Origin of the sequence: Bacillus sp. FSL K6-2944, assembly GCF_038005385.1 — a bacterium.
Classification (GTDB): domain Bacteria; phylum Bacillota; class Bacilli; order Bacillales; family Bacillaceae_G; genus Bacillus_A; species Bacillus_A cereus.
The window spans coordinates 1-12,168 of record NZ_JBBOTE010000011.1; the positions used below are offsets into that span (position 1 = coordinate 1).

A 12,168-nucleotide genomic window follows, 5' to 3' on the forward strand; every position below is an offset into this window, starting at 1 on the left:
ATTTAATAAGACAAATTTTGAAACGGAATATTAGACAATCAGAGAGGAATACGTTTTACCAAAGTAACTATCAAAGTCATTACCATGTTTGTAACCAAAGAATCTATCATGATAGTACTATCAAAAGACATCTTCGATTATCACATGTTTTTAGGGGATTTTGAGTTTTGTTTATAGTAGGAAGAACGGAATGAGAAAAAGGAGAGGGAGCAATGAATAATTCTTATGAAATTATTGGGAATCAAATTAAATATTATTTGCGGGATGATCCAACGAGAGGGTGGAACAACATACCTAGTCCGCAATTTCGAAATGTGAAAGAAATGACAGAATGGTGTGGAAGTTCAACAAACGAAATTATGTGTGTGTGGGATGCGCTCAATCAAAATGCTATGAGTACAACGGATACAACAGATTTCTTATATAGATGGATTAGTTGGTATGCGACAGAACCATTAGACAGTACAGCACAAGAAATACGAAAGTTACCAGATGAACTTGCGAGTTTCATAACAAATGTATCTGTTGATACATTTGAACTCATTAAGAATACCTCTCATATGGTGTTAGATTGTATATGCTTTGTATTGGACTGGGTACCCAATTTGTTAACGATATTCTTTTTTTAGGAGGGAAAACATGCTAAATCGAAAAGAAACAATTTCTTTTCAAGCCTTTATGGACCAATCTTATAAGAAGAAAAAGCAAACAAAAATATATAGCATTGGCCCTATTAGCCCGTTCGCATTTTTTCATATGTCATCACCGCTTGTTCATACGTATGTAGCCTTAGGAATAGTAGGCGGCCTTACAATTGGAGCTGTTTTGTTGGAAAAATACTTAGTACGAAATGATTATGTTTTTGCATCCAATATCCTTTCTAATGGTCTATATTACGGTGTAAGAATTGGAGGGATTGGGTTCATTGGTTATGTATTTATTCGCATTTTACTCATGTTGTAAGGAGGGTGAACAATGAAAGGATGGTTAAAAAAGAAAAAATATAAATATCAGTTAGAAGAAGTATTTAAGAAAGCGAAACTATACGATGAGCACATGACACGAGGTGGAAAGGTCCCCATTTATCCTACGATTCATGATGTTTTCGAAGGAAAGGAAAGTGTACGGTACACTTTTACATTGCCAAACGGCGTTGATCCAGCTCAAATTCATAAGAAATGGTTTTGTTTTCAGCAAATACTAGGTGAAAATCTTATGATGGAAGGTAGTATTAAAAAGTTTGTACTCCATGTATTTCATTCTAATGCAAGTTTACAGCCTTACGATTACAGTTATAAACAATGGCAACCATTATTAAAACAATATCGTCTTCCTGTTGTAGTAGGGCGGGACCAATTCGGAAATGCGATTGTGTATGATATGGTTGATTCAAATACACCGCATTTACTGATTGCGGGAGAAACAGGAAGCGGAAAAAGTAGTATGGTGCGCGTGATTTTAGCCACATTAATCCAACATATGTCACCAGAGCATTTACATTTGTACCTGGGTGACTTAAAAAATTCAGAGTTTCATTTTTTAAGAAGAGTGAAGCACGTGAAGTACGTTTGCATGGAAGAACATGAAATGACAAATATGTTATCAAAATTATGGAAAGAGGTATTGTATAGAAGAAAGATAATGGAAGAATATGAGCTGGGTCATATTGATGAATACAATCAAATCACAAAAGATAAACCTTTACCCTACATTTTTCTTGCCATTGATGAAGTAGCAATGCTACAGGACGAAAAGGAATGTGTCACCATAATAGAAAAAATATCAGCTGTTGGCAGATCGCTTGGTATCTTCCTTATGCTAAGTATGCAACGTCCAGATGCAAAAATACTTGATGGTAAGTTAAAGCTCAATTTAACGGTAAGAATGGGCTTTAAATGTGCAGATTTAATTAACAGTAACATTGTGGGGACGCCTGGATCAGAAAACTTAAATCAATCGGGCCAAATGATTTTAAAATTAGATGGTTTAAAAAAGGTGCAGGCTCCTTTTTTGTCATTGGACCAGGCAAAAGAAATAATTGAACCGTATCGTTTATCTAAAGAGCAAAGTGTAAAGAAAGAAGAGTCAGAGCATCAAGAAGACAAAATCTTTGGGGTGTTAGATGATGCTAACGAATAGAGATAAGCAAATTATAGGGCATTTACAGCAATTTAGATGTATGTCACGTGATGATATTATTGATCTTCATTTTAGAAATGTGAAAAATGCAGTAACATGCTGTAATACTGTTACAAAGCGGTTAAGCCGCGAAGGATATATTGATGTAGATACATCGCAACGTCCATACGTGTATTTTTCTTATCCAAATACCATTCGTAAAGGAAGCCAAAAGATACGTCATTTTTTAGCGATTGTAGATGTATATAAGCAGTTATTACGAACCGAAAGACCAAAGATATTTCAAGTAGAACCTAAGTATAAGAAAGGTTATATGGAACCCGATATATTTACCATTTGGCGTAAAAGTCCATTTTTTATAGAAGTCCAGAACTCCATTTATAATAAGGCTACGATCCAAACGAAAATAAAACGTTATGAATCGTATTTTCGTAGCATGGAATGGAAAAAAGAATCTTGGCAACCGAAACATAATATGATATTCCCCTCACTTTTAATCCTTACTGACTTCAAATATCCAATCTCTAGTTCTAATTTCCGTATTTTTCAAGCGCCCTCTATTCAGCATTTTCTTACACAAGTACAGCAACCTAAAGATATTTCGGTTCAAATAGGTTCAGTCAAAGCAAAATTATAAAAGTACAAGATACTGTTTCTTGTGCCTTTCACATATCCCAAAAATCGGTTATTTTAGCGTTCCGTTCAACTTTTCTTATTGCTCGGATAATCTTTTGAACAACAGGGAAACTCGGAATGTGAGTTTTATTATTACATAGTCTAGAAATTGTATTTCGACTAACTCCAGTTTCTTGTTCTAATTCCTGCTGTTCTATTCCATGCCGATCCAACCACTTGCCTAATTTTGTACGATTTTTTCGTTTTCCTTTCATAAAAGTGTCTTCCTTTCTTCTTCTCTATTTAACTGTTATTTTGGACACTTTTAATCTTGTTTATACATTTTAGCCACGAATGGTGCATACGTCTTCTTGATGGTGCATATATTTAAAATAGACAGAGAGCTTAAAAGATTTTTGTAATTATTTTGTGGAATATGGAATACATATACATTGCAACACTTGTTGATAAAAACATGTCTAATGACAAGTGTTGCATAACGGGTTTCGCGAAAAGATTTGGATTTTAATAGAGAAATAGTCGATTATAGGGGAACACCACTAAAAAATTTAGCGGTGTTTTTTATTTGATTTTATGGAAAATATCACATACCGTATGAGATGTGAGAAATTTGTTTTCTTTAGTGCCTAGCATAGAGATTTAGTATAATATTTTTAAGAATATTTTGTTTATTTTAGAGAGGAATGAGGGGGATTGGATGCATAAAATCACTTTAACAGGATATGCGATTAACAAGGTCAGAGTGGTAGATGATGTGTTATGTGCGTTTGAAATGGAGGAGAAAGGCTCTGATAATCCACCTAAGGGATTACCCAAAAGCACCAGGATTTCATACACTGTATTTGCTAACAAAAAACAATTAAAGAAGATGGGGATTGAGTTAAATAAAAAACCTCATCAGAAGTTATTGATTCAGGGAGAACCAACTCTTGATGTACCATTAGATATTTGTCAGGGAGAAATAGGAGTAGTTTGTTTTCAGATTCAGGTTTTACCAGAAAAAACAGATGCACAAGGAAATCAAAATGATCAAGAGAAAAAGGAAAAAATAAAAAGTGCCCCAATGCAATATCCAAAAGGGACACAAAAAATTATAGATATTGATGCTGTTGTGATTCCAAATGATTTTCAGCAACGGCTACCAAGAGCAGAAAAAATACAAAGTATCGTTTCTTATTTTGAGAAGGAAAACGGCTTTGATAGACCGATTACAATCAATGAAAAAAGTAGTGTATTAGAGGATGGTTATGCTCGATATTTAGCGGCAAAAGAGATGGGAATACATAAGATACCTATAGCTTATATAAAGTGATTATGACAGCTTAGAAGCATTCTAATTATATAATGTTTTATAAGAAGTAAAGCGAACTGGTTATGTTTGTTTTACTTCTTATTTTGAAAAAAATTAAACCATCTTCTTTTCTTTGTTTGTTGTACATCGCTTGCAACTTCTTGTCTTGTTTCTAATACATTATTTAGAATTTCAATAAATTTTTTATCTCGTTCTTGTAAGAATGTTCTTTGTTCTTGTATCTCTTTTAAAAGTAATACATTTTGTTCTTCAATTCGATTTAAGTACGTTAACAGTTGTTCATTTTCATCTACAACATGTACAACGGGGGAGTCCCCTTCCAGGATTGCGCGGACTTCTTCTTTCGTTTTTCCTTCCTCAAACAGTTCCTTAACACGTCTTAACACTTTCACACCACTTGCTGAAACCATCTTCCTTTTACCAGTCTTTTTTATTTCAAAGAAGTGCGGGAAATGGTTAATATATCGAGAGATTGAGGTATGGCTAATTCCTAACATATCAGCTAATTCTTGAATTGAATACCACTTCTCCACCACAACACCACCTTTTGAATACATAGTTTTTCTTTCATTTCTAATACGATGAAGTGATGGGGTTATCCTGCATAGGTGATGATGAGATGTTCAAGAATAGGAAAAAGGGTGCGTTTGGTGCACCCTTTTTCTTTGGTTTATCAAATTTAATTGGGTTTACTAAGCGTATGGATCATCAATCTCATCGAGCGATTCCCAGGAAGTTTTTTGTGGTTCTTCGTGAGATTCCCTCATCTCCGCTATTTTATCATTAGATTCGACAAGTGGTTGAGCTAAAGCGACTGAGGGAACAGAAATTTGTTGTTCTTGTTCTTCTAGCACTGTCTTCAGATGTTTCGTCTGTGCATCTAATGAAAAAGTATATTTCCGCGGCAGAATTTCCGCTACATCTGTATCGCCGATTTGTTTATGAAGTTGCTGTGCCGCATACAAAAAGAACATTGTTAAATCGCTTTGTGTGTTAATAAAATCAAGCATTTCTTGTGAAATGTCTTTTTTGATATAGACATTTGCTCTGTCTCCCGCCTTGTATACTTTACGAGCCATTATTTTTCACCGGCAGGAGTCAATGCTGTTTCTTTTAATGCTTTAAATCTTGGAGAGCAAGTGTATACAAGCAAACCACGTGCATTTATGAAAAGCGGATCTTTTAAGAAGATAACATTTGTTAAACGTTCTTTTTGTTCTAAAATTTGCTGTAGGCTTTCTTTTACGATTGCGGCACCACCACCATAAATGAATACATATGGATCATCTTTCATATCATCGATTTTATTAATGATATCAGTTGCAATTCGATTGGCTAAACCTAATAATGCACCGCGTGAGGCTTCTTTCAATCGAGTATGACGAGGATGTTCTGAATCTAGATAAATAGCATTAAATTCAGCGATGCTATCAATTGTTTTTTGTTTGTTGTTTAAGTTCCAAACTTTGATAATATCAAGCAAGGTTTCTTTAACACCATAAGGTAAACCTCTACTCATCTTATGTTTAAAACTAACACCTTGGGAAACTACTTCTTCTGTAGTACCAGCGCCAATATCAAAAGATAATAATGTTTTATCAACAAAGTCTGTTTCTGTAACTTTATCTTCTGTAGTTTCTACTTTACGTTTAATGGTCTTACCCTTTTCATCATAAACAATTCCCCATGCACCAGAGGCACCCTCTGGTAAGCATTTGCAATATTCTACCTGGATATTAACTGTTACTTCACGTCCACTTGGATGATGGAATTTTACTGTATGATGATTCATATAACGTTCTGCATACTTTGTTGCTGTTTCTGGCGTAATCGTTGCGACTGGTAATGCAACAGAAAGATCATACTTTGCATTGATTGTATTTTTGTCTGGGTGCTTTTTAATTGCACTAACTGCTAAACCAGCTAAAGTCACAAGAACCACAAGATCATCCTTAGATTTATCAGATTTCTTTTCCATTTCAATTCCTTTGATGTTTTCTTCGATCACCTTTTGTCCAACGATATAACGCATATTGTTTACTGTTAAGGCTGGTGATGAAATGGTAACATCAATATTATTTTCTAATTCTTCAAATGGGATATCTTCATCACTTAATATGTTTGTTGCTTCTCCAATATGATGTGAATAGATACTTGGTATAAATAAAGGGCCTTGACCTTGAACCATTAATTTTAAACCACTGTTCCCCGCGTCTGCACCAGCTTCAAGAATTGTCATATATAAAACCTCCTAAAGATTCTTTTTCATCGATTAACTTAATTCCATTATATGCTAAATACATCAAATAAGTCAACACTATTCCATACAAATAAATACAAGTCAATACAAATCAATACAAATCGAGGGGTAAAACACCCTGGAATCATAAAAAAACAGCTATTTTTTGTATTGATTTGTATGTATTTGTATTGACTTTTAATGATATTTGAATAGATTTATTATAAATTTATTCTGCTTAGGACAGAAATTTGTTAATGGCAAACCGAAAAAATATTGAAGAATGGAAAGAATTGCTGTATAGTGAAGTTGTCAATAAGAGTTTTCAAATTTAGGATAATTTCGAAAAATTAACATAATTTTAAATACATAGATTATTAACGAGATAGAACGAGGAATAAAAAAGGCAAATAAAAAAAGAAAAAGTCAGTGTTGGTCGCACCGACTTTTTCTCAAAACTTTATATCAAGCTATCATAACCATAGCTTGAAACCAAGTCGAACGAATTACAGTTCGTTTGACTAGTTATTAATATTGTAATTAAATACAGTTGCATTGTAACATGAAATTTGTCTAATGCGCAACTGTATTTATAGGGGTTTTTCGACAAACAATATTGATAAAATAGGTTTTTGATCAGTTCAGTGATCAATATACCTATATGTGTTTCAAGGCAGGTACCGAGATAGCTTGGTACCTGCCTTTTTTGTTTCTCCGGGGAGGAGGAACGAAGATGAGTGAATTTCGTCGAATATTTCAAAATCAATTTACAGAAGTAGCAAAACGTCAAAATGATAAGCAAACAAATGGCTATGATACTGAGCATGGCTGGACGTTTTTAAGTAATAATTGCAAGAATTTTAAAGCTGTTCGTACTTATAAAACTTTGTTTGCAATGGTTCGAGACACTACATATTACACACCTAATACGTTTTATCGCAATGATAAGCGAGATAAGGCGTCTTTACGTTGGCTAAACGCAATGGTTATTGATATTGATGTGAAAGGTAGTAATGAAGAAAACAAAGGTTTAACAGTTCCAGATGTGTTAGATCGTATTGAAGAAGCTGGACTTCCGCTGCCTTCTTTAATCGTAAAAACACCGTCTGGTGGATTTCATGTATATTTTTACTTTTCTGTAGCCAAAAGAGCGTATGTAAAAACAATCGAGTTTTATGAGCGTATTCAAAGTGAAATTGCTGAACAAATCGGTGGGGATGCCATTGCTATTGGTGCAGAACGTTATTTTCGTGTGGTGACAGCTGAAAATACAGTTTATGAGTCTAATAGTCGTGTAGCGTTCCAGGATCTTGTAGATTGGATGATTCTACAACAAGAAGACCGTGTTTCACATAGAAAGGTTGCAGTTGGCCAGTGTAATTTATTATCTCATCCAGCTGTCAGAAAGCTTCTACAAGGTGTAGAGAAAGGGAAGAGGGATAACACTTGCTATACGCTTGCTTTAGCTTTTAAAGCGTCTGAATATACAAGAGAAGAAGCTGAAAAGCATCTTCAAGAATGGAATACAAGATTAGAGCAGCCATTGGCTACATTTACAATTAAACAAAAAGTACGTAGTGCTTTCCAGGGAACAAAGAATGGTCCAGCAGCTAGCTATATACGCGAATTATCGGGTATGCCGTTTTTTTATCGACCATTTGTAGGTAAAAAGGACCGTGAATTTCGTCAATATAGTCATATGGAAGAATGGGAAGCTGATATTTTAGCATATTTAGAGAAGCACAAAGGGGAGGTATCTGGATCTCAACGCAAACTAGCAGAAGCGATGGGAATACCGTTTTCTTCGTTTAAGGTCGTTATTGGACGTTTACAAACCGCTGGACGAATCAATTTGGTTGTTGAAGGTAAAGGTCGTGGAGCAAAAACAACAATTGAATTAGTAGCCGAGGAGCAATCTACAGAACAAATAGAGCAAGAGAATAACAGAAATACAGATTCAGTGCCGGTTATGATCGATGCGCCTATATTGGAGTCTGAAAAAAATGAGCCAAATCCGTATACACTTAAGGATCTGGTGGTGGGTGGGTGTTTTGTTTCTCCTGTTATAGCTATTGATCCTTTAACATATAACACTACGCTTATCTATTCGTTATCTGCTTCTCACTTGGACTTTATACATAAAGTTTCGGCTGTTACTTCTTTTCCTCTGGATTTATTAGCTTATGTCTACTCTTTTGTCCTGGAGGAGTTTCCAGATATTTCACATGTTTATTTATTCGAGTTATTTACAACAGGTAGTTTATATCTGTTTACACGAATAGAGGATCTATTGTCGTATGTGTTTTATGAGATCCAAAATTACTACCAAGATGTGGGATAACTAGGATTTTTTGGTTGGTAAGGGGCGTAGTCCGAAGGCGAGGAAATGAGCTTGCGAATGACGAACCTAGGATCAAAAAAGAGCCAAGAATTTCTCCTGGCTTCTAGTGTGTACTAGGGTAATTTCCCCTGTGTGCTATGCACTTTCGTAGTATTACTTATTTTGGTGCATATACTAGTATTTAATATAGTGTTTTAGTGTCTAAGATAGGGATGTTATACAAATTTTTTATGAGTGGGTTAAATACTATATAAAATATTACTATAAATTGGTCATAAAACCATTGATTTCTAAGTAAATTTTGAATATAATTAAATTACCCACTAATTAACAAGATTCTTTTACTCAGATGATTGATTTTTCAAATCATATCAGATGAGTAAACAGATACTTCTTCTACTACCTTAGATTTATTGTGGGGGGCGGCATACCTTATTGTCGTCAAATCTCATTTCATCTTAGACTCCACTATTGCCAGTAAAACTAAAAATCTCAAAAGATAAACTACCAGAAAATGAAAATTTCACACTTCAAAACAAAAACCAAAAATCGCAGAAAAAAGTCAAAATGCTGGTTGTTCTCTTATTGTTCTTTGAAAATTGAACCCTTGTATTTGTTCTTGCTTTTCCGTTGAGGGAGGCTGTTACATGAGCAAAAAATCGAATGATACGGATCTGGATAATATCTTTGATTGGATTGGAGAGCATCCAAAAGAAACATCGGCATTGTTTGGTGTCGCTTCTATTGGACTTTTTGTTTGGAGGAAAGATTGGATTTTATCTCATCTTCCGTTTTCGTTCAAAGATGTTGAAATTTGGTACAGTTCAGTTTTGCTGTATGCGAAGTTGTTATTTGTAATTCTGGCTATTATGTGGTTTGTTCGTTGGATATTCTCTATTTTGCGTATTCAACGGAATTTTGAATACGCACAGTTTCTTCCTCATGAAGATGACGGTGTTTCAAAAGAAATGATTGGGCAGCTTATGCGTCGGATTCATGGAACAAAGCGTAAATGGATTGAACGTCTTATTTTTGGGCGGGAATGGTATTCTTTTATTGTCCATTACAAAATTGATGATAAAAAGGGTGCTCAATATTGCTTTTATTTAGGTGCGGAACGTTCTAAATTACATTCATTACAAGCGAACTTCAAGAGTATCTATCCGCGTCTTGAATTTTTCCCAGCAGATGATATGGAGTTTCCAGGTAAAAAGGCTGTGGGAGGTCGCTTAAAGCTGAAAAATAACAGTGTAAAAAAAGCTCTTCCGCTTTCTCGTTATAAATCGGATCAACTTCCGGGTATTTTATCGCATATGCAACCTGGGACGTGGTTACAACTGGCGTTTAGTGCGAATGATGGATGGAGATTAAAAAAATCGATTACAGAATTAGAAGAAGACATTCGTGATGATAAAAAAGCAAGTGAACGGACCGCGTTTGACAAAGAAGAATTATCGGGTTTAAAACATCGATATGCTGGGAATGAGGTTGCTTTTGATTGTGCGGTTTCACTTGCTTCTGAGCATTATCCAGGTGTTCCAATCGTTAAAGATATGGCGAATGCTATTAACTCCGTGTTACATGATGTTAATGAACTAAGATATCGCCGTTGGCGAAGGGCGGTTCAGTGGTACCCAACAACAAAGCCTTATCGTATGATTTGGACCGGGAGTGAATTAGCGAATTTACTTCATTTACCACATTTTGATGATAAAGGTTTAATGAAAAAGCTTTCGAAGCAAATTCCACATTCAGCTCGTGGCGCAGAATTATTACCAGAAAAAGTGCTGAGTAATCCTGAGGGGATTCCATTTGGGGTTCTTGCTCATCCTTTTGTGGAAAATCGAGAAGTACGTGTTCTTCCGTCTGTATTAGGAAAACACTGGTTGCTTTTAGGAGTTAACGGGTCGGGGAAATCGACCTTGATTAATAAAGTTTTAATGGATATTATTTATGGACTTCTTAAGAGAAAGAAAGGTGAAAAGTCTCCAGGTTTTTCTTTTGCTGATCCAGCACAAGATACAGCTCTAGTTTTGCTTAATCAGATGTTACTAGCTGAATTAAAAGGCGAAACCGTTGATTGGAGTTGCGTTCATTGGATTTCTTTTAAGAATACTGAATATCCTTTAGCTATGAATTTACTGTATAAACTTCCTGGTGAAACCAATGAGTTTGTAACGGATATCATTATGAGAATTATCCGTGAAAATTTCCAGGTTGCTCAACAGGCGGAACGTTTACTTCGATATTGTATTGAGACTTTACTAGCTGATCCTGTGGAAACACACACACTTCTAGGTGTAAAACGTTTGCTTAGAGACTATACGTTTCGAAAACGTATTATTTCACGGTTGAAAAACAACCCAGAAACAGCAGAATTATATGATTTCTGGATTATGGAAGCGCCAGATTTATTAGAAGTCTCCACGACTCCTATTTTGAATCGTCTAGATATATTTACATCTAACACACTATTTAAGCGAATGTTTGGGCAGAAAGAGTTTGCTTTACCAGTGAGGAAATGGCTTGATGAGGGGCATATTATTTTTTATGATTTCAGCGGTATGAGTGAAAGAGAAATTAGTGTGATAGGTAGTGTATTGACGTATTTATATTACCGGGTAGCTGATAATCGTCAAGGAAAGCCTTTACTCCATCAGTTTGTAATTGATGAAGCAGCAAAAGTAAAAGCTTCTATTTTTCCATATATGATACGTGAACAACGCAAAAAAGGGCTTTCTTTGGGGATTGCAACACAGTCAATTAAAGATTTAGATAAAGAGCTTCAAAGTGCATTAATTAACGTACAAGGAAACTTTTTCGTATGCCGGCAAGGTTCGGATGATGCGCAAGTATCAACGAAATTCTTTAAAGTGGCTGGTAAAGACAAGGATGAGTCCACATATACGGAAGGATTTTTAAGTAGTTTATCTGATCGCGTTGCTGTTATCCGTACACAAGATCATATTGATGGTGTAGATCAGACAGTCCAGGCAGTTGTAAAAGTTCCTCCGCTAGATCGTTATCATGCTGATGGAACAAAAGCTGATTTTCGTGATGATGAGGATGTTAAAAAGTCTAATGCTTGGACCTTGAAGAAAGCAGCGGAATTGTCATCTAAAAATGGGTATCATCAGTCTGAAATTGATTTAATGATTCAAGCGTATATGCGTGATCAAGAATATGAACCTAAGAAAACACCAGTGTTAACAAGCACTAGCCCTATTAGAAAGAAAAAGGCACCCATTTCTAAGCAACCTCAAACACCTGAACACTTAAGGAAGAAACCGAAAGTCGAGTTGGAAAAAGAAATGGAAATCTCAAATGTTAAACCAACTCTAATTAATGAAAAAGATAAAAAAGAGGAAAAGAATGTAGAACAAATACAAGAGCAACAAGAACAAAAAGTAGTCGAGAAAGCATCAACAGGATCTTTGATGCAGCGAGTAAGAGAACAAAAAAAGATAGAACCTTAATAAAAGAGGGGAAATAACGTGTACT

At 35.1% G+C, this 12,168-nt stretch carries 11 protein-coding genes; 7 read left to right on the forward strand and 4 right to left on the reverse strand.

The features are described from left to right. The first annotated feature begins 212 nt into the window (after window positions 1-212). Genes MHH55_RS35475 through MHH55_RS35490 form a run of 4 tightly spaced genes read left to right on the forward strand, consistent with a single transcriptional unit; the run spans window position 213 to window position 2,776 of the window. Window positions 213-629, forward strand: coding sequence for a hypothetical protein (locus MHH55_RS35475; protein WP_340882755.1), 417 nt, complete (start codon window positions 213-215; stop codon window positions 627-629). A gap of 10 nt (window positions 630-639) precedes the next feature. Then, window positions 640-963 carry a hypothetical protein gene (locus MHH55_RS35480; protein ID WP_151577446.1) on the forward strand — a complete coding sequence of 108 codons (324 nt, stop codon included), beginning with the start codon at window positions 640-642 and terminating at the stop codon, window positions 961-963. A 12-nt stretch (window positions 964-975) separates the two neighbouring features. Next, window positions 976-2,139: an FtsK/SpoIIIE domain-containing protein gene (locus tag MHH55_RS35485; protein WP_340882760.1), complete on the forward strand. Its 1,164-nt coding sequence runs from the start codon at window positions 976-978 to the stop codon at window positions 2,137-2,139. Then, window positions 2,123-2,776, forward strand: a complete 654-nt coding sequence (locus MHH55_RS35490) for a replication-relaxation family protein (protein WP_340882762.1) — start codon at window positions 2,123-2,125, stop codon at window positions 2,774-2,776. Before MHH55_RS35485 ends, MHH55_RS35490 begins: the two co-directional genes overlap by 17 nt. Before the next feature lie 28 nt (window positions 2,777-2,804). Here the strand turns inward: MHH55_RS35490 and MHH55_RS35495 are convergent, their stop codons facing one another. After that, on the reverse strand, window positions 2,805-3,029 hold the full coding sequence (locus MHH55_RS35495) for a helix-turn-helix domain-containing protein (protein WP_340882764.1): 225 nt from the start codon (window positions 3,027-3,029) through the stop codon (window positions 2,805-2,807). A 443-nt stretch (window positions 3,030-3,472) separates the two neighbouring features. On the opposite strand from MHH55_RS35495, the gene MHH55_RS35500 reads away from it, so the two are divergent. Continuing rightward, window positions 3,473-4,087: a plasmid stabilization protein gene (locus tag MHH55_RS35500; RefSeq protein WP_340882766.1), complete on the forward strand. Its 615-nt coding sequence runs from the start codon at window positions 3,473-3,475 to the stop codon at window positions 4,085-4,087. Window positions 4,088-4,158: 71 nt separating this feature from the next. Here the strand turns inward: MHH55_RS35500 and MHH55_RS35505 are convergent, their stop codons facing one another. The 3 genes from MHH55_RS35505 to MHH55_RS35515 form a co-directional block, all read right to left on the reverse strand. Next, window positions 4,159-4,620, reverse strand: a complete 462-nt coding sequence (locus tag MHH55_RS35505) for a MerR family transcriptional regulator (protein WP_340882768.1) — start codon at window positions 4,618-4,620, stop codon at window positions 4,159-4,161. Between the two features lie 159 nt (window positions 4,621-4,779). Next, entirely contained in the window at window positions 4,780-5,166 is a 387-nt protein-coding gene (locus MHH55_RS35510; protein WP_340882770.1) for a hypothetical protein, read from the reverse strand. Further along, entirely contained in the window at window positions 5,166-6,326 is a 1,161-nt protein-coding gene (locus tag MHH55_RS35515) for a ParM/StbA family protein (RefSeq protein ID WP_340882772.1), read from the reverse strand. The genes MHH55_RS35510 and MHH55_RS35515 overlap by 1 nt, the downstream gene beginning before the upstream one ends. 733 nt (window positions 6,327-7,059) lie before the next feature. Here MHH55_RS35515 and MHH55_RS35520 point away from each other — a divergent pair. Beyond that, window positions 7,060-8,667: a primase C-terminal domain-containing protein gene (locus MHH55_RS35520; protein ID WP_340882774.1), complete on the forward strand. Its 1,608-nt coding sequence runs from the start codon at window positions 7,060-7,062 to the stop codon at window positions 8,665-8,667. Between the two features lie 647 nt (window positions 8,668-9,314). Beyond that, window positions 9,315-12,143 (forward strand): hypothetical protein, encoded by a 2,829-nt coding sequence (locus tag MHH55_RS35525; RefSeq protein WP_340882776.1) that lies wholly within the window; start codon window positions 9,315-9,317, stop codon window positions 12,141-12,143. The last annotated feature ends 25 nt before the right edge of the window (window positions 12,144-12,168 follow it).

Excerpts from the sequence above, each read along its gene's own strand:
- MHH55_RS35475 (WP_340882755.1), top strand. The coding sequence starts at position 213 with ATGAATAATTCTTATGAAATTATTGGGAATCAAATTAAATATTATTTG.
- MHH55_RS35480 (WP_151577446.1), top strand. The coding sequence starts at position 640 with ATGCTAAATCGAAAAGAAACAATTTCTTTTCAAGCCTTTATGGACCAA.
- MHH55_RS35485 (WP_340882760.1), top strand. The coding sequence starts at position 976 with ATGAAAGGATGGTTAAAAAAGAAAAAATATAAATATCAGTTAGAAGAA.
- MHH55_RS35490 (WP_340882762.1), top strand. The coding sequence starts at position 2,123 with ATGATGCTAACGAATAGAGATAAGCAAATTATAGGGCATTTACAGCAA.
- MHH55_RS35495 (WP_340882764.1), bottom strand. The coding sequence starts at position 3,029 with ATGAAAGGAAAACGAAAAAATCGTACAAAATTAGGCAAGTGGTTGGAT.
- MHH55_RS35500 (WP_340882766.1), top strand. The coding sequence starts at position 3,473 with ATGCATAAAATCACTTTAACAGGATATGCGATTAACAAGGTCAGAGTG.
- MHH55_RS35510 (WP_340882770.1), bottom strand. The coding sequence starts at position 5,166 with ATGGCTCGTAAAGTATACAAGGCGGGAGACAGAGCAAATGTCTATATC.
- MHH55_RS35515 (WP_340882772.1), bottom strand. The coding sequence starts at position 6,326 with ATGACAATTCTTGAAGCTGGTGCAGACGCGGGGAACAGTGGTTTAAAA.
- MHH55_RS35520 (WP_340882774.1), top strand. The coding sequence starts at position 7,060 with ATGAGTGAATTTCGTCGAATATTTCAAAATCAATTTACAGAAGTAGCA.
- MHH55_RS35525 (WP_340882776.1), top strand. The coding sequence starts at position 9,315 with ATGAGCAAAAAATCGAATGATACGGATCTGGATAATATCTTTGATTGG.